This window comes from Pseudomonas khorasanensis (genome assembly GCF_014268505.2).
GTDB classification, from domain to species: domain Bacteria; phylum Pseudomonadota; class Gammaproteobacteria; order Pseudomonadales; family Pseudomonadaceae; genus Aquipseudomonas; species Aquipseudomonas khorasanensis.
This window is the reverse complement of sequence record NZ_JABWQP020000009.1, coordinates 89,836-106,005: the sequence shown is the minus strand read 5'-3', so window position 1 is coordinate 106,005 and position 16,170 is coordinate 89,836. Positions and strand designations below refer to the sequence as shown.

At 61.6% G+C, this 16,170-nt stretch carries 16 protein-coding genes and 1 pseudogene; 9 read left to right on the top strand and 8 right to left on the bottom strand.

Annotated features, from left to right (window positions below; translation table 11 throughout):
* Nucleotides 1–52: 52 nt before the first annotated feature.
* Complete coding sequence (locus tag HU727_RS18475; protein ID WP_186533477.1) at nt 53–277, top strand: DUF6555 family protein; 225 nt, start codon at nt 53–55, stop codon at nt 275–277.
* 39 nt (nt 278–316) lie between these two features.
* Complete coding sequence (locus tag HU727_RS18470) at nt 317–589, top strand: hypothetical protein (RefSeq protein WP_186533478.1); 273 nt, start codon at nt 317–319, stop codon at nt 587–589.
* 494 nt (nt 590–1,083) lie between these two features.
* Here HU727_RS18470 and HU727_RS18465 read toward each other — a convergent pair whose 3' ends face one another.
* Both HU727_RS18465 and HU727_RS18460 read right to left on the bottom strand, forming a co-directional pair.
* Nucleotides 1,084–1,539, bottom strand: a complete 456-nt coding sequence (locus HU727_RS18465; protein WP_186533479.1) for a DMT family transporter — start codon at nt 1,537–1,539, stop codon at nt 1,084–1,086.
* A 3-nt stretch (nt 1,540–1,542) separates the two neighbouring features.
* On the bottom strand, nt 1,543–2,028 hold the full coding sequence (locus HU727_RS18460) for a DMT family transporter (protein ID WP_186533480.1): 486 nt from the start codon (nt 2,026–2,028) through the stop codon (nt 1,543–1,545).
* 113 nt (nt 2,029–2,141) lie between these two features.
* Between HU727_RS18460 and HU727_RS18455 the strand changes: the two genes are divergently transcribed.
* Nucleotides 2,142–3,077, top strand: a complete 936-nt coding sequence (locus HU727_RS18455) for a LysR family transcriptional regulator (RefSeq protein ID WP_186533481.1) — start codon at nt 2,142–2,144, stop codon at nt 3,075–3,077.
* Nucleotides 3,078–3,274: 197 nt separating this feature from the next.
* On the opposite strand, the gene ctpM is transcribed toward HU727_RS18455, so the two are convergent.
* The gene (ctpM, locus tag HU727_RS26245) at nt 3,275–4,957 is read right to left on the bottom strand and encodes a methyl-accepting chemotaxis protein CtpM (RefSeq protein ID WP_186533482.1); all 1,683 of its coding nucleotides are present in this window, start codon (nt 4,955–4,957) and stop codon (nt 3,275–3,277) included.
* 198 nt (nt 4,958–5,155) lie between these two features.
* Entirely contained in the window at nt 5,156–6,472 is a 1,317-nt protein-coding gene (locus tag HU727_RS18445; protein ID WP_186533483.1) for a Na+/H+ antiporter family protein, read from the bottom strand.
* Between the two features lie 265 nt (nt 6,473–6,737).
* On the opposite strand from HU727_RS18445, the pseudogene HU727_RS26140 reads away from it, so the two are divergent.
* Nucleotides 6,738–8,036 (top strand): annotated as a pseudogene (locus tag HU727_RS26140) (cache domain-containing protein); the annotation flags it as partial.
* 102 nt (nt 8,037–8,138) lie between these two features.
* Nucleotides 8,139–8,894 carry a methyl-accepting chemotaxis protein gene (locus HU727_RS26135; RefSeq protein WP_437180426.1) on the top strand — a complete coding sequence of 252 codons (756 nt, stop codon included), beginning with the start codon at nt 8,139–8,141 and terminating at the stop codon, nt 8,892–8,894.
* A gap of 140 nt (nt 8,895–9,034) precedes the next feature.
* Here HU727_RS26135 and HU727_RS18435 read toward each other — a convergent pair whose 3' ends face one another.
* From HU727_RS18435 to HU727_RS18420, 4 genes are read right to left on the bottom strand one after another with little or no spacing between them, the layout of a single operon-like run.
* The gene (locus HU727_RS18435) at nt 9,035–10,348 is read right to left on the bottom strand and encodes a sensor histidine kinase (protein WP_186533485.1); all 1,314 of its coding nucleotides are present in this window, start codon (nt 10,346–10,348) and stop codon (nt 9,035–9,037) included.
* Nucleotides 10,345–11,013: a response regulator transcription factor gene (locus HU727_RS18430; RefSeq protein ID WP_186533486.1), complete on the bottom strand. Its 669-nt coding sequence runs from the start codon at nt 11,011–11,013 to the stop codon at nt 10,345–10,347. Before HU727_RS18430 ends, HU727_RS18435 begins: the two co-directional genes overlap by 4 nt.
* 3 nt (nt 11,014–11,016) lie before the next feature.
* A complete protein-coding gene (locus HU727_RS18425; protein WP_186533487.1) occupies nt 11,017–11,328 on the bottom strand; it encodes a PepSY domain-containing protein in 312 nt (103 codons plus the stop codon).
* Entirely contained in the window at nt 11,328–11,636 is a 309-nt protein-coding gene (locus HU727_RS18420) for a PepSY domain-containing protein (protein WP_186533488.1), read from the bottom strand. Before HU727_RS18420 ends, HU727_RS18425 begins: the two co-directional genes overlap by 1 nt.
* Nucleotides 11,637–11,880: 244 nt before the next feature.
* Here HU727_RS18420 and HU727_RS18415 point away from each other — a divergent pair, with 244 nt between their 5' ends.
* The 4 genes from HU727_RS18415 (at nt 11,881) to codA (ending at nt 16,164) form a co-directional block, all read left to right on the top strand.
* Complete coding sequence (locus tag HU727_RS18415; protein ID WP_186533489.1) at nt 11,881–12,960, top strand: patatin-like phospholipase family protein; 1,080 nt, start codon at nt 11,881–11,883, stop codon at nt 12,958–12,960.
* Nucleotides 12,961–13,045: 85 nt separating this feature from the next.
* A complete protein-coding gene (gene queD, locus HU727_RS18410; RefSeq protein ID WP_007915588.1) occupies nt 13,046–13,402 on the top strand; it encodes a 6-carboxytetrahydropterin synthase QueD in 357 nt (118 codons plus the stop codon).
* A 241-nt stretch (nt 13,403–13,643) separates the two neighbouring features.
* Nucleotides 13,644–14,915, top strand: a complete 1,272-nt coding sequence (codB, locus tag HU727_RS18405; RefSeq protein WP_186533490.1) for a cytosine permease — start codon at nt 13,644–13,646, stop codon at nt 14,913–14,915.
* Between the two features lie 13 nt (nt 14,916–14,928).
* Entirely contained in the window at nt 14,929–16,164 is a 1,236-nt protein-coding gene (gene codA / locus HU727_RS18400) for a cytosine deaminase (RefSeq protein ID WP_186533491.1), read from the top strand.
* Nucleotides 16,165–16,170: the final 6 nt, after the last annotated feature.

Below are 16,170 nucleotides of genomic sequence, written 5' to 3'. Positions count from 1 at the left end.
TTTCTGCAGTCACCGCGATCCGTTTAGTACCACAGGGAGGAATACGGGCTTTATGAACAACGCAAAACTCTACGTCATCGACTACACCCTTCATGGCAGCCCCAAGTCGTTCATTATCCGCTCGGACAAAATGGACAACGCCGAAGCCTGGCACTGGGCGAGCTGCGACGCTGGCGTGGGTCGAATCCCCCGCTTCGGACGCGAGAAGGTGCAAAAAACCAGCAAACCGATGGCGGAAAAATTCGGCCTGGAAAACGTCACCTGGCGCCAGACCTGACAAACGCATCGGCCTGACCGGACAAGGGGGAATCGCCTGATGAACGACACATACCACCCGGCCCGACTGGACTACGGCCTGACCACTTTCTTTGGTCAGATCACCAAAACGGTGGAATGCGAGGTCGGGCTTGAAACCGTCGCCGACGACCCTTACCGCTTTACCTTGTGCGTCAAGGCGCCAGTGCCGGACGACCTGGACCAGGCAAAAATCGTCGTCGTCAAGGTCGAGGGGCGGACGCTGCAAGGCACTGTTCGACACGTCGAGCGACAGAATGACGACAGCCTTAAAATGGAAGTGGAGCCTGATTAAAGGGACAGCGCAGGGGTGGTTTTGCAGGATGAGGGATCTGCTGGAGGATTGAGCGACGGACAGATCGCCTTCGCGAGCAAGCTCGCTCCCACAGGGACCACGCACGTTTTAAAGAGATTGGTCAGCCGCCACCGTGAGAAAACCAAAACCAAACCAAACCCGCTTCTCACCACTCAACAGGATGAGCGCAAGCTCGGCTACAGCTCTTGATCTTGCCGTGCCGGCCCCATCGGCAGGCTGAGTGAAGGGTTTGATCCGGGCGTGGGAGCGCAGCGACCGTACGACGAAGTCGTACACAGCGAGAGGAGGTGCAGCGAAGCAAACCGGAGACGCTGCGCCCGGATCGATCCCGTAACGAAGGAACCCCGAGCCCCGGCGAGCGGGCCGAACGCCGGGGCCCAGCCTTTTGGTTACTTTGGGGCGTTTGCCAAAGTGACTCGCTGTAAGAGCGAAACCGCCAGCGGCCGCACCCGAAGAACCGGATATGCCCCCAATCACTCAGAAGAACGCAAACTGCTCCGATACATAAAAACCAAAGCCACCCCCAAACACACCATCGCCAGCATCCGGCTCCAAGACAACTCAATCGCCGGATTCCCCAACCAGCCAAAATTATCGATCAACATCCCCATCCCCAACTGACCGACAATCACCGCCACCGTCGCCACGGCAGTCCCCACCACCGGCACCGCGCCGACCATGACCATCATGTACACCACGCCAAACAGCGCCCCGGTCAATTGCCACTTCGGCACCTCAAGCAGACTCACTGCCTGCGCCGGCTCAAAAAACAGAATCAACAACCCGGTCACCACCGCGCCCACCGCAAACGTCAGCAGACTGCTACGCAAAACGCCTACGGTTTCGCCCAGGCGTCCATTAATCGCCGCCTGAACACTCAACACCGCGCCAGCCAACACCACCACCGCCAACAAAATAAACAGACTCATCACTCACCCCCGCGCAATCAGAACCAAAGCCACCACAATCAAGCCCAACGCCAGCCAGCGCTCGCCGTTGACCTTCTTGCGCGTCGCGCCGAACCAGCCAAAGTGGTCGATCAACACACTCTTGCCGACCTGCCCGGACAAAATCGCAATCATCGTCATGGCAATGCCGATATGCGGCGTTGCCAGCGTCAGCACCACCACATACATCGGCCCGAGAAAACCGCCAATCAGCTGCCAGCGCGGCAGCTCGGTCAGCGCCGGGCCTTTTTGCGGGCCGGCGAACAGCAGCAGCAAAAACAGAATGGCCGAGCCCACGCCGAAGATGCTCAACGTCGCCCACAGATGCCCGACCTGCTCACCCAACGGCCCGAGCAACCCGGCCTCCACCGACAAGCCCATGCCGGCGAGAATCACCAGCGGCAGTAACAACAGACGCAACACCGATTTCTTCACCGGTGCCGCGACGGCCCTTTCATCCAACGCCTGCATAAAAAACCTTCCACACTGATAAACGATGGCGCGGATTATCGACTGGCGGCGCTGTGCGATAAATGGGAGCATCCGGACAACACTTTTGCGCAACACGCACAGAGAGACGCGGCATGCACGGACTCAACGAATTGGGATTCAAGGCACTCAGGCTGTTTGTGGCGGTCCTCGACCACGGCAGTTTCTCCGAGGTCGCGCGGCGTGAGGGGGTGGCGCCCTCGTCCATCTCTCGTCAGATCCAGTTGATGGAGCAGGCGCTGAACCAGCAATTGCTCTACCGCCACACCCGCGCCGTCACGCCGACCGAAGCCGGTCGCCTGCTCGGACACCATGCGCGCCTGCTGCTGGTGCAACTGGAAGAAGCCGAACAAGCATTGCAGGAGCAGCAAAGCGAACCCACAGGGCTGGTGCGCATCAACGCGCCAGTAGTGTTCGGCCAACGCCATCTGACGCCGTGGCTCGGCCAGCTCTGCGCGCGCTATCCGAAGTTGCAACTGGATATCCAGCAAACCGACCATTATGTTGATCCGCTGCAGGAAGGCGCCGACCTGCTGTTTCGCATCGGCCCGCTGCACGATTCGAGCATGCAGGCGCGGATTCTGGCGCCGCACCGGTTTCAGGTCGCCGGCAGTCCGGCCTATCTCAAGCGCCACGGCATCCCACAGCATCCAGGCGAACTCGTGCAGCATCAATGCCTGGCCTACAAAGGCGCGACCGGGCAACAACGCTGGTTTTTCCGCCGTGATGGTGAGGACTGGACGCCCCATTCGGTCAGAGGTCCGATCACCGGCAACCACGCCGACACCCTGACCCAGGCCGCTCAGCAAGGGTTGGGGCTGGTGATGTTTCCGTCGTGGCTGATTGGCGAAGCGGTGCGCGAAGGCACGCTGGTGCCTGTGCTCGGCGACTATCAGGTGTCGAACAGTCTTGAGCCGCAGCAGATTGCGGTGTTGTGGCCGGGGAGTCGGCGGTTGTCGGTGAAGGTCAGGACGGTGATTGATTTTTTCGTGGGGTGTTTTGGCGAGATTCCCTATTGGGACAGGCCCTGAAGATCAAGAGCCCCTCACCCTAGCCCTCTCCCCGAGGGAGAGGGGACCGACCGAGGTGTTCCGCACCTTGCATCGACCTGAAAGATCGAGTCGAGTGGATTCAAAGCAGTACTTTCAGGTCGGCGTATCCCTGCCAGATCCCACAATCGGTCCCCTCTCCCTCTGGGAGAGGGTTAGGGTGAGGGGCTTTCAGGCGATCAAATACGGAACTGGCCCACAAGCTTGCCCAGCCGCTGGCCAAGCTCCGCCAGACTGCGCGACGTCTGCGCACCCAACTGCGTTTCATCCGCGACACTGTCCACCGCCACCGCAATCTGATGAACGCTGCGGTTGATCTCTTCGGCCACCGCCGTCTGCTCTTCCGCCGCACTGGCAATCTGGGCGTTCATCGAGTTGATCGTCGCGATCAGTTGCGCCATGGCATCCAGCGACGCCCCGGCCTGATTGGCCTGCTGTGAAGTGCCATCGCCAGCCTCGCTGGAACGGCGCATCGCCTCGACCGCCTGCTGCGTGCCCGCCTGCAAGCGGTCGATCATGCCCTGGATTTCCTGAGTGCTGATCTGCGTGCGGCTGGCCAGCGCGCGTACTTCGTCGGCGACCACGGCAAAGCCACGCCCGGCCTCGCCGGCGCGTGCCGCTTCGATCGCCGCGTTGAGGGCCAACAAATTGGTCTGCTCGGCAATCGAGCGGATCACCCCCAGCACGCCGACAATCGAACTGACGTCCTGCTGCAAGCTGTCCAGCGACACTCCGCTGCTGCGGATGTCATCGACCAGTGCATGAATCTGTTTGATGCTGCCCGCAACCACGCGCTTGGCGCTCTGGCCTTCTTCATCGGTCTGTTGCGCGGCGACGGCAGCGTTCTGCGCGCTCTTGGCGACTTCCTGGGCGGCGGCGGACATCTCGTTGATCGCGGTGGCGACCTGATCGGTTTCGTGACGCTGACGCTCCATCGCCTGGTCGGAACGCTGGGCCTGCTCCGACACCTGCGTGACCAGTCCGGTCAGTTGCGTGGTCATGTCGGTGATCTGCCGCACCAGCCCATGAATCTTGTCGACGAAGCGATTGAACGAGCCGGCCAGTTCGCCGAGTTCGTCCTGGCTGGTGATGGTCAGGCGGCGCGTCAGGTCGCCCTCGCCCGCCGCGATATCGTCGAGGCTGGCTTTCATTTGGGTCAGCGGGCGCAGAATGGTGTTGGCCAGCAGCATGCCCGCTGCCGCGATCACCAACAGCACCAGCACCGCGACGCCGACGATACTCAGCACCACGCCTTGCACACGCTCCTGTACTTGCGCTTCGACCTGCGCCACTTGCGCTTCGATACCGTCGAGGTTGACCGACGTACCCACCGCCATGTCCCACTTCGGCAGGTATTGGGTGTAGCCGAGTTTCGGCACCAGCACCTTGGCATTGCCCGGCAGCGGCGAGCTGTATTGCAGATAGTGGGTGCCGTCCTTGGCCACTTTGACCAGGCCGAGGTTGACGTAGACACCGTTCGGATCACGGTTGTCCTTGAAGCTTTTGCCCACGCCGTCGGGGTCGTTGGCCTTGAACAGGCGCACGGTCTCGGAGTCGTAGCCGAAGAAGTAGCCGTCCTTGCCGTAGCGGATGCCCGAGAGCAGTTTGATCGCCTGTGCCCGCGCCGCGTCGTCGCCCGGGGCGGCAGCGTCGTACAGCGGTTTGATCGTGCTCATGGCAACGGCGACGTAACTTTGCAGGGTGGCCTTGGCGTCGCCGAGCAGACGCTCGCGGGTTTGTTCGACTTCCTTGCGCGCCTGCTCCTGCAGGATAAACAGCGTGGTCACGCTGATGACCAGCGCAAAGAGCAGCACCGGCAGAACGGCAAGGGACAGGACTTTAGCCTTGAGACTCAGGCGCATCGGGGAGCTCACTCTTTTGATTTTGTTGGCGTGGTTAAAGGCTTTAACGGCACGCCGGGGCAAAAGTTGAGTCCGGGAAATACCCAGTCCCCTGTGGGAGCGAGCCTGCTCGCGAAAGCGTTGGGTCAGCAACGTATGTGTCGACTGACACGACGCCTTCGCGAGCAGGCTCGCTCCCACAATGGCAATTGTGGATTTTTACAGAACCATCGCCGCCGCCCAGCCAAACACCAACAACGGCAGGTTGTAGTGCAGGAAGGTCGGGACCACGGTGTCCCAGATATGGTGATGCTGCCCATCGATGTTCAGACCCGAGGTCGGGCCCAGGGTCGAGTCCGAGGCTGGCGAACCGGCATCGCCCAGCGCGCCGGCGGTGCCGACGATGCAAACGATAGCGATCGGGCTGAAGCCCAGCTGCACGCACAGCGGCACGAAAATCACCGCGAGGATTGGCACCGTGGAGAACGACGAGCCGATGCCCATAGTCACCAGCAGCCCCACCAGCAACATCATCAAGGCACCGACGCCCTTGCTGTGATCGATCCACGCCGCCGATGTCTCCACCAGCGTCTGCACTTCGCCGGTGGCTTTGATGACTTCGCCGAAACCGGACGAAGCGATCATGATGAAACCGATCATCGCCATCATCTTCATGCCTTCGGTGAACAGGTCGTCGGTCTCGCGCCATTTGACGATGCCCGACGCCGAGAAGATCAGAAACCCGGCCAGCGCACCGATAATCATCGAGTCCAGCAACAGCTGAATAACGAACGCGGCGGCAATCGCCACGCCGGCAATCATCAGGCTCAGCGGGTTGTATTGCACCGCCGTCTGCTCGACCTGTTCGATCCTGGCCAGGTCATAAACGCGCTTCTTGCGATAGCTGAAAAACGCGATACCGAGGCCGACCAGCATGCCCAGCGCCGGAATACCCATGGCGTGGGTAACATTGATCCCGCTGATGTCGACGCCGCTGCGCGCCACGTTGGCCAGCAGGATTTCATTGAGGAAAATATTGCCAAAGCCCACCGGCAGAAACATGTACGGCGTGATCAGACCGAAGGTCATGACGCAGGCGATCAGGCGGCGGTCGAGTTGCAGCTTGGTCAGCACATATAACAGCGGCGGGACCAGCAGCGGAATGAAGGCAATGTGGATCGGCAGAATATTCTGCGACGCAATCGCCACCACCCACAGCAGGCCGATCAGCAGCCATTTGACGTTGCCACCGCCGGTTGCATGTTGGCGGTCAACCATTGCCAGGGCCTTGTCCGCCAGCGCATGGGCCAGGCCGGACTTGGCAATCGCCACAGCGAAAGCGCCGAGCAACGCGTAAGACAACGCCACCGTCGCCCCGCCGCCCAGGCCACTGTTGAACGCCTTGAGCGTCGCTTCGATGCCCAGACCACCGGTCAGGCCACCCACCAGCGCCCCGACGATCAGCGCGATCACCACATGCACGCGCGACAGGCTGAGGATCAGCATGACGCCGACGGCTGCTATGACTGCATTCATTTCACTACCTCAAAAACACTGCGATGGACAATTCACCGCCAGACAGGATGAGTCCGCCCGGAGTTAACCGGCGGATTTGCAAAAAGGGTCTTATTAGAGGGCGCGCACTTTGAAGGAAGCAGCGGCAAGCTGCAAGCGGCAAGCTTGATCGTTCCTACGCAGAGCATGGAACGATCAGGTCGGCCTTGCAGCTTGCAACCTGCCGCTCAAGAAACCTGTTCTAGCGCCGCTACAGTGCAAAGCCTCAGATATTTATCGAATAAGGATGTTTTCCATGTCGCTCAGACACCTCTCCATCCAGTGGAAGATCACCCTGCTCGCCGGCCTGTGTCTGGCCGGTATCGTGACGTTGCTGGTGGGTCTTTCGCTGTATCGCATGGAGCACAGCTCCGCGCTGGTGAAAGCCTCAAGCATGGAAATGCTCACCGAATCGGCGCAGGCGCGTATCGAGTCGCAAGGTGAGGTGCAGGCGGCCGGCATTCGTCAACAGTTCATGGACGCCTACCAGTACGGTCATGGTTTCTCGCGTCAGGTGCTGTTCCTGCGTGAACAGGCCGAGAAGCGTTTCCTCGATGCCTTCGACCTGCGCGAAGACATGACCCGTCAGGTCAAGTCCGCGCTGCAGGCCAACCCGGACCTGCTCGGCCTGTCGCTGGTGTTCGAAGCCAACGCGCTGGACGGCAAGGACGAACTGTTCGCCGATCAGGCTGAGCTGGGCAGCAACGAAAAAGGTCGTTTCGCCCTGTACTGGTCGCAACCGACCCCGGGCAAGGTCACCTCGATGGCGCTGCCGGAAAGCGACATGACCGACATCAGCACCGGGCCCAGCGGTCAGGCCGCCAACGCCTGGTTCACCTGCCCGCGCACCACGCTCAAACCGTGTGTGATCGAGCCGTACTTCTACGTCATCGACGGCCAGAAAGTACTGATGACCAGCATCGTCTTCCCGCTACAGGTCAATGGCAAAGTCATCGCCTCGCTGTCGGTCGACATCAACCTCAACAGCCTGCAATCGATCAGTCAGAACGCCAGCCGCAAGCTTTATGACGGCCAGACCGCCGTGAGCATCGTCAGCCCGGCCGGCCTGCTCGCCGGCTACAGTCCGGATGCCGGCAAGCTCAGCCAGCGCCTGGAGGCGGTGGATCCGGCCAGCGGCAAGGAACTGCTGCGCCTTCTGGCGTCGAGCAACGGCGTGTCCAGCCTGCACAGCAACGGCCAGTTGAAAGTGCTGTCGCCGTTCCAGCCTATTCCCGACGGGCCGGCGTGGGGCGTGTTGCTGGATGTGCCGGAGAAAGTTCTGGTCAGTCGCGCCGAAGCGCTCAAGCAGCAACTGGATGCGAGCAATACCTCGGGCACGCTGATCGAACTGAGCCTCGGTGTGCTCGCCGCGCTGATTGGCCTGCTGTTGGTGTGGCTGATGGCGCGCAGCGTGACCCGGCCGATCCTCGGTGTGGCGCACATGCTCGAAGACATCGCCAGCGGCGAAGGCGATCTGACCCGACGTCTGGCCTACAACAAGAAGGATGAACTGGGGCAACTGGCCGGCTGGTTCAACCGTTTCCTCGACAAGCTGCAGCCGATCATCGCCGAAGTGAAACGCTCGGTGCAGGACGCACGCAACACGGCCGACCAGTCCTCGGCCATCGCCACGCAGACCAGCGCCGGGATGGAGCAGCAATACCGTCAAGTCGATCAGGTCGCCACCGCCTCCCACGAAATGAGCGCCACCGCTCAAGACGTCGCCCGCAGCGCCGCGCAGGCCGCCGAAGCCGCCAAGGATGCCGACCGCGCCACCCGCCAGGGCCTGACCGTGATCGACCGCACCACCGCGAGCATCGACACCCTTGCCGCCGACATGAGCGCGGCGATGGCGCAGGTCGAAGGGCTGGCGACAAACAGCGAGAAAATCGGCACCGTGCTGGAAACCATCCGCGCCATCGCCGAGCAAACCAATTTGCTGGCGCTCAACGCGGCCATTGAAGCGGCCCGCGCCGGTGAAGCCGGACGCGGTTTTGCGGTGGTCGCCGACGAAGTCCGCAACCTCGCCCGCCGCACTCAGGAGTCGGTGGAGGAAACCCGTCAGGTCATCGAGCAATTGCAGAGCGGCACGCAAGAAGTCGTGGGCTCGATGGGCAACAGCCATCGTCAGGCACAAGGCAGCGTTGAACAGGTGGGACAAGCCGTGACGGCGTTGCGGCAGATCGGCGATGCGGTGACGGTGATCAGCGACATGAACCTGCAGATTGCCAGCGCCGCCGAAGAACAGAGTGCGGTGGCGGAGGAAATCAACAACAACGTGGCGACGATTCGTGATGTGACGGAGTCATTGTCCGGGCAGGCGAACGAGTCGGCGCGGGTGAGCCAGTCGCTCAACAGCCTGGCGAATCAGCAGCAGCGATTGATGGATCAGTTTCGCGTTTGACGAGACTTGGTACCGCGCAGCTCCGATGTGGGAGCGAGCCTGCTCGCGAAAGCGGTAGCTTGGTCAACAGGGGTGTTGATTAAGCCTGCCTTTTCGCGAGCAGGCTCGCTCCCACAAAGAAAAATCTGGTGTTTTCGCGGTCAGCGTTTAGGCAGTTCAACCACCACTTTCAACCCACCCCACTCGCTCTCGCCCAACACCAGCAAGCCGCCCCACGTGTCGACAATATCGCGCACGATACCCAACCCAAGCCCATGCCCGTGGGTCTGCTCATCCAGCCGCGTACCGCGACTGAACACCTGAGCCCGCTGCTCTTCGGGAATGCCCGGCCCGTCATCTTCCACGCTCAAGGCGAAGCCATCAGTACGCTCGATCACGCTCAATCGCACCTCCGCGTCCGCCCATTTGCAGGCGTTGTCGAGCAGGTTGCCCAGCAGTTCCAGCAAGTCCTCTCGGTCCCACGGCAGTTGCAGGCCCGCCGGCGCAACGTAGCTCAAGGCCAGATGCTCGCCGTGAATCATGTTCAGCGTTGCCAGCAAACCTGGCAATTCCGCGTCGCAATCAAACAGCGCGCCGGGCAGCGCGTCACCGGAGAGCCGTGCACGGTTGAGTTCACGGTTGAGGCGCTGTTGCACCTGTTCCAGTTGCTCCTTGAGGATCTTGCGCAGCTCGGGGTGATCATCGAGCTTGTCGCTAGCTGCCAGACTCAGCAGCACCGCCAGCGGGGTTTTCAGCGCATGGCCGAGGTTGCCCAAGGCATTGCGCGAACGCTTGAGGCTGTCTTCGGTGTGCGCGAGCAAATGGTTGATCTGCGCCACCAGCGGCTCCAGTTCTACCGGCACCTGATCATCGAGTTGCGAACGCTGACCCTGCTGCAGCTGAGCGATCTGCTCGCGGGCTCTTTCCAGCGGTTTCAAGGCGCGCCGGACGGTCAGGCGCTGCAAGAACAGAATCAGCAGCAACGCCGCCAGACCGAGGCCCACGCCGATCTGGCGCATACGCAGAAAGCTGTCGCTCACCGGCGTGTAGTCCTGCGCGACGCTGATCGAGATCGACTGACCCAGCCGGCGATAGTCCGAGCGCAGCACCAGCAGGCGTTGCCCGCCCGGGCCCAGTTGCAGGTTGCTGTGCAGCCCCGGGTGGTCGAGCAAGGGCAGATCCTGATCCCACAGCGAGCGAGAACGCCAGTGGCTGTCGGAGAAGTCGATGCGAAAGTAATGCCCGGAAAACGGCCGCTGATACGCCGGCGACAGGTGCCGCTCATCCAGTTGCAGACCTTGCGGCCCACGCACCAGCGCCACCAGCAAGCTCTCGCTATCGTTGCGCAGGCCGGCTTCCAGATAGCGCTGCAAGCCGACTTCGAACAACCACAGACTGGTTTGCGCCAGCACCAGACCGACGATCACCATCACACTGATCAAACCCAGGCTCAGACGGCGCTGGATCGATCTCACGAAGCTTGCCCGCCGAACAGGTAACCCTGACCGCGACGGGTTTCGATCACGCTTTTGCCGAGCTTGCGCCGCAGGTGGTTGACGTGGACTTCGAGGACGTTGGAGTCGCGCTCGGTTTCGCCGTCATAGAGGTGTTCGGCGAGGTGGCTCTTGGAGAGGATCTGTTCGGGATGCAGCATGAAATAGCGCAGCAGCCGGAACTCGGCGGCGGTCAGGTGAATGTCGGCGCCATCGCGAACGACACACTGGCGCCCCTCGTCCAGATGCAATCCGGCGGCCTGCAAGGTGGGCTGGTTGGACTGCCCCTTGGAGCGGCGCAACAGCGATTGAATGCGCAGATACAGCTCTTCGGGATGGAACGGTTTGGTCAGGTAATCATCCGCTCCGGCCTTCAAACCTTCGATGCGTTCGGCCCAGGAATCGCGGGCGGTCAGGATCAGTACCGGAATCGCCAGCCCGGCCGACCGCCACTGCGCGAGCACGTCCAGGCCCGGTACACCGGGCAACCCGAGGTCGAGGATGATCAGGTCATAGGGCTCGCTGCTGCCCTGATACACCGCATCCCGGCCGTCCGCCAGCCAATCCACCGCGTAGCCTTGGCGTTGCAGGCCGGCGAGCAGTTCGTCGGCCAGCGGTACGTGGTCTTCCACCAGAAGCAAACGCATCGATCAATCTTCCTTGTCTTTGACTAACTCGCCGGTATCGGCCTTCAAGTGCAGCTCGCGCGCCACGCCTTCGAGCGTCAGCAATTCGACTTCGTAGATGTACACGTCGTGTTTTTCTTCCAGCTCGACTTCCAGCAATTTGGCGCCGGGGTAGCGATCCATGGCCTGCTGCAGCACTTGCTCCAACGGCAGGATCACGCCTTGGCGACGCAGGTCCAGCGCCTCGTCCTGATCGAGGTCGCGGGCCACGGCAGTGGTGCAAAAAAACACCAGCGCCAGCGCCGTCAGGCGGGTGGCGCGAATATTAAACTTCATTACGTATCCTGATGATCCCTGAGCACTTCACCATTGACTGCGTTCAATTCCAGATCCCACTTCACACCTTTCGGGTCGCGCAGTTCGATCTGATAAATGAACTTGCCGTACTCTTCTTCCAGCTCGGTTTCGGTGATTTCCGAACCGGGATGTTTTTCCAGCGCGATGGCGTTGAGCTTCTCGAAGGAGACGATAGTACCAGCGTCGCGCAAACGAAGCGCTTCGTCAGGTCCCAGATCGCGCGCGTGGGCGAGGCTGGCGGTGAGGCCGATGATCGAGGCAGTGGTCAGGGCAGTCAGGGTATTCACGGGTGTCTCCGAATTCTTATAGGTTGCTTACGGTGGGCACCTTAACGAGATGAACTTAACTGAAACTGAATGGCCATCATTGTGCCCTACTTCGTGCAGAGTCCCTTGTGGGAGCGAGCCTGCTCGCGAAAGCGGTGGGTCAGGATCATCTTGCAACTGACACTCCGCTTTCGCGAGCAGGCTCGCTCCCACACGTCCATGTGGTGTGCTTATAATCGCCAGCTAGCTAACGATCGAGACCGGTATGACCGCCATTCACATCAAATACCCCGCCCTCACGCTCAAGGCCGGCCCGCGTGCCATGGCGCGGATTCGGGAACGGGGGCTGCATGCCGCTGACGTCGGCACCCTGCCCGGCGCTGCCGGCGGGCCGAAGGCGCTGGGCATTCAGGGGCTCGATCTGGCGTTGTTCGGCGAGTGGCTGCCGAGCGCACCGCGCGAACGTTCGCTGATCGGCGCATCGGTTGGTTCCTGGCGCTTCGCCAGTGCCTGCCTGCCGGACGCTGCTGAAGGCATCCGTCGTCTCGGCCAGCTCTACGCCGAGCAGAATTTCAACAAAGGCGTGACCATGGCGCAGATCAGCCAGAGCTCGCAGCGCATGCTCAACGACCTGCTCGACGGCCGCGACGCGAGCATTCTCGCCAACGCCGATTACCGCTTGAACATCATGGTGGTGAAAAGTCAGGGACGGCTGGCTGAAGATCATCGCGGGCGACTTGGTCTGGCCCTGGGTTCGGTGATCGCCGATAACCTGCGCGGTCGCGCACGGCTGTCACGGCACTTCGAACGGCTGATCGTCCACGATCCGCGCCTGGCGCCACCGCTCAATGCGTTGACCGACTTTCCGTCGCGCTTCGTCGCCCTCAACACCGGCAACCTGCGTCAGGCCTTGCTGGCGTCGGGGTCGATCCCGATGATCATGGAGGGCGTGCGAGATTTGCCCGGCGCCGGCGCGGGAACGTTTCGTGATGGCGGCCTGCTCGACTATCACCTCGACCTGCCTTACAGCGGCGACGGTATCGTGCTCTATCCGCATTTCACCGACCGGGTCATTCCAGGCTGGTTCGACAAGACTCTGCCGTGGCGCCGCGCGTCGGTGCAGCGCTTGCAGGACGTGGTGCTGATCGCGCCCTCGAAGGAATATCTGGCGCGCCTTCCCTACGGTAAACTGCCCGATCGTAACGACTTCAAACGCTTCATGGGCGATGCGCCGGGCCGGCAGAAATACTGGCACGCGGCGATGGACGAGAGCCGGCGCCTGGGCGATGAGTTTCTGGAGCTGGCGGCCAACGGTCACCTCGCCGACCGGTTGCTGACCCTTTAGTCAGCACGGCCAAACACAAGCTGATAAACTCGCCGCCTGCCCGAATCGCTGCGGCGAACGCCATCTGAACAGAGCCGAAAATACCGTGGAAATCTTCAAAGAGTTTACATTCGAATCCGCCCACCGCCTGCCGCACGTCCCGGACGGCCACAAGTGCGGGCGTCTGCACGGCCACTCGTTCAAGGTGGCGTTGCACCTGAGCGGCGACCTCGATCCGCACACCGGCTGGATTCGCGACTTCTCCGAGATCAAAGCGATTTTCAAGCCGCTGTACGAACGCCTCGACCACAACTACCTGAACGACATTCCCGGTCTGGAGAACCCGACCAGCGAAGTGCTGGCCAAATTCATCTGGAATGAAATGAAGCCACTGCTGCCCGAACTGAGCGCGATCCGCATTCATGAGACGTGCACCAGCGGTTGCATTTACCGCGGCGAATAACCAACACGGCTTTCCCTTGTAGGAGCGAGCCTGCTCGCGATCGCGGTGTTTCAATCGACATCTATTTAGAATGTTCGTCCGCTTTCGCGAGCAGGCTCGCTCCCAGATTGGGCCCTGGTGCGTTGAGGTGCACTGTTTTCGCGCCTGACTTCACTGTCTCGTCTATACCTACCGACAATCTGCCGCTTGGCACGACCACTGCAACCCTTGCGATCTTCCCCCCTTCAGCAAGGACTGCCCCATGACGCAGAACGCCCCCGGCAACGATTACCCGCTCAGCGAAGTCCCGATGCATGCGCGCAAAGGCCTGGCGTCGACAGCGATGGTGTTACTGGGCTTCACGTTTTTTACCGCGACCATGTTTGCCGGTGGCAAGTTGGGCGTGGCCTTCGGCTTCGCCGAGATGATGGCGGTGATTATCGTCGGCAACCTTTTGCTCGGCCTGTACGCGGCCGGCCTGGGTTACATCGCATTCAAAAGCGGTCTGAACTCGGTGTTGATGGGCCGATTCTGTTTTGGTGAAGTCGGCAGCAAGCTCAGCGACCTCATTCTCGGTTTCACCCAGATCGGCTGGTACGCCTGGGGCACCGCCACCGCGGCGGTGGTGATCGGCAAGTATTTCAACCTCGACGAAAGCACCGTGCTCGGCCTGATGGTGCTGTTCGGCCTGGGCTTCTGCGCCACGGCATACATCGGCTATCGCGGCCTGGAGATTCTTTCCTACATCGCGGTGCCGGCGATGATGCTGCTGCTGATGCTGTCGATGTGGGTGGCGACGGTGAAAGTCGGCGGTTTTGAGGGTCTGCTCAACGTAGTGCCCAGCGGTTCGCTGGATTGGTCGACGGCGATCACGCTGGTGTTCGGCACGTTCGTCAGCGGAGCGACGCAAGCGACCAACTGGACGCGTTTTTCGCGTTCGGCGCGGGTGGCGGTGCTGGCCAGCCTGATCGGCTTTTTCATCGGCAACGGCCTGATGGTGCTGATTGGCGCATACGGCGCCATCGTTTATCAGCAACCCGACGTGGTCGAAGTGCTGCTGTTGCAAGGGTTCGCCATGGCCGCAATGGCGATGCTCTTGCTGAACATCTGGAGCACTCAGGACAACACCATCTACAACTTCGCCGTGGCGGGCTGCAACCTGCTGCGCACCGGTCGGCGCAAGACCGTGACACTGGCCGGCGCGGTGATCGGCACCGTGCTCGCCCTGCTGGGCATGTACGACATGCTGGTGCCGTATCTGATCCTGCTCGGTACGGTGATTCCGCCGATTGGCGGAGTAATCATGGCCGACTTCTTCTATCGCTGGCGCGGTCACTACCCGCGTCTGGCCGACGCACGGTTGCCGGCGTTCAACTGGCCGGGGCTCGGGGCCTACGGCGTGGGCACCGTCGCCGCGTTCAGTTCGCCGTGGGTCGCGCCGCTGGTAGGGATCGCCGCTGCCGCGCTAACGTATGTCATCGTCACCGGTCTGCTGGGCGCCCGTCGCGTCAGCGCACCACTACAAGACCTATAAAAGGATTTGCCTGATGCACATCATCAACGCCCGACTGCGCAACCAGGAAGGCCTGCACGAATTGCACCTCGAAAACGGGCTGATCCACAGCATCGCCCGCCAGACCGAAGCGCCGTCCCTCGGCCCGGACGATCTCGACGCCGGCGGCAATCTGGTGGTGCCGCCCTTCGTCGAGCCGCACATTCACCTCGACGCCACCCTCACTGCCGGCGAGCCGCGCTGGAACATGAGCGGCACGCTGTTCGAAGGCATCGAATGCTGGGGCGAACGTAAGGTCACCATCACCGAAGAAGACACCAAGACCCGGTCGAAAAAAACCATCCAGGCGCTGGCCGCCCACGGTATTCAACATGTGCGCACCCACGTCGACGTCACCGACCCGCAACTCACCGCGCTCAAAGCCATGCTTGAAGTGCGCGAGGAAAGCCGTCACCTGATCGACCTGCAAATCGTCGCGTTTCCGCAGGAAGGCATCGAGTCATTCCGCAACGGTCGCGAGTTGATGGAAGAAGCCATCCGCATGGGCGCGGACGTGGTCGGCGGCATTCCGCATTTCGAGTACACCCGCGATCAGGGCGTCAGCTCGGTGAAGTTTCTAATGGACCTGGCCGAGCGCACCGGTTGCCTGGTGGACGTGCATTGCGACGAGACCGACGACCCGCATTCGCGCTTTCTCGAAGTGCTCGCCGAAGAGGCCCGTAGCCGCGACATGGGCGCACGCGTCACCGCCAGCCACACCACGGCGATGGGTTCTTACGACAACGCCTACTGCGCCAAGCTGTTCCGCCTGCTCGGCCATTCCGGGATCAGCTTTGTCTCGTGCCCGACCGAGAGCATTCACCTGCAAGGACGCTTCGATAACTTTCCGAAACGCCGCGGCGTCACGCGGGTGAATGAACTGCTCGAAGCCGGGATGAACGTGTGTTTCGGTCAGGACTCGATCGTCGATCCCTGGTATCCGCTGGGCAACGGCAACATCCTGCGCGTGCTCGAGGCGGGGCTGCATATTTGTCACATGCTCGGCTACCGCAACCTGCAGAGCGCGCTGGACCTGGTCACCGACAACAGCGCCAAAGCCATGCACCTGGGCGAGCGCTACGGGCTTGAACAGGGACGCCCGGCGAACCTGCTGATTCTGTCGGCGGACAGCGATTATGAGGTGATCCGCAGCCAGGGCTTGCCGCTGTATTCGATTCGTGACGGCAAAGTATTGATGAAGCGGCAGATGCCGGTGGTGCAATTCGCCTGAGGTTTG

What these genes read in the sequence shown, in the direction of transcription:
- HU727_RS18475 (WP_186533477.1), top strand. Translation starts at nt 53, where the DNA reads ATGAACAACGCAAAACTCTACGTCATCGACTACACCCTTCATGGCAGC.
- HU727_RS18470 (WP_186533478.1), top strand. Translation starts at nt 317, where the DNA reads ATGAACGACACATACCACCCGGCCCGACTGGACTACGGCCTGACCACT.
- HU727_RS18465 (WP_186533479.1), bottom strand. Translation starts at nt 1,539, where the DNA reads ATGAGTCTGTTTATTTTGTTGGCGGTGGTGGTGTTGGCTGGCGCGGTG.
- HU727_RS18460 (WP_186533480.1), bottom strand. Translation starts at nt 2,028, where the DNA reads ATGCAGGCGTTGGATGAAAGGGCCGTCGCGGCACCGGTGAAGAAATCG.
- HU727_RS18455 (WP_186533481.1), top strand. Translation starts at nt 2,142, where the DNA reads ATGCACGGACTCAACGAATTGGGATTCAAGGCACTCAGGCTGTTTGTG.
- ctpM (WP_186533482.1), bottom strand. Translation starts at nt 4,957, where the DNA reads ATGCGCCTGAGTCTCAAGGCTAAAGTCCTGTCCCTTGCCGTTCTGCCG.
- HU727_RS18445 (WP_186533483.1), bottom strand. Translation starts at nt 6,472, where the DNA reads ATGAATGCAGTCATAGCAGCCGTCGGCGTCATGCTGATCCTCAGCCTG.
- HU727_RS26135 (WP_437180426.1), top strand. Translation starts at nt 8,139, where the DNA reads ATGGAGCAGCAATACCGTCAAGTCGATCAGGTCGCCACCGCCTCCCAC.
- HU727_RS18430 (WP_186533486.1), bottom strand. Translation starts at nt 11,013, where the DNA reads ATGCGTTTGCTTCTGGTGGAAGACCACGTACCGCTGGCCGACGAACTG.
- HU727_RS18425 (WP_186533487.1), bottom strand. Translation starts at nt 11,328, where the DNA reads ATGAAGTTTAATATTCGCGCCACCCGCCTGACGGCGCTGGCGCTGGTG.
- HU727_RS18415 (WP_186533489.1), top strand. Translation starts at nt 11,881, where the DNA reads ATGACCGCCATTCACATCAAATACCCCGCCCTCACGCTCAAGGCCGGC.
- codB (WP_186533490.1), top strand. Translation starts at nt 13,644, where the DNA reads ATGACGCAGAACGCCCCCGGCAACGATTACCCGCTCAGCGAAGTCCCG.
- codA (WP_186533491.1), top strand. Translation starts at nt 14,929, where the DNA reads ATGCACATCATCAACGCCCGACTGCGCAACCAGGAAGGCCTGCACGAA.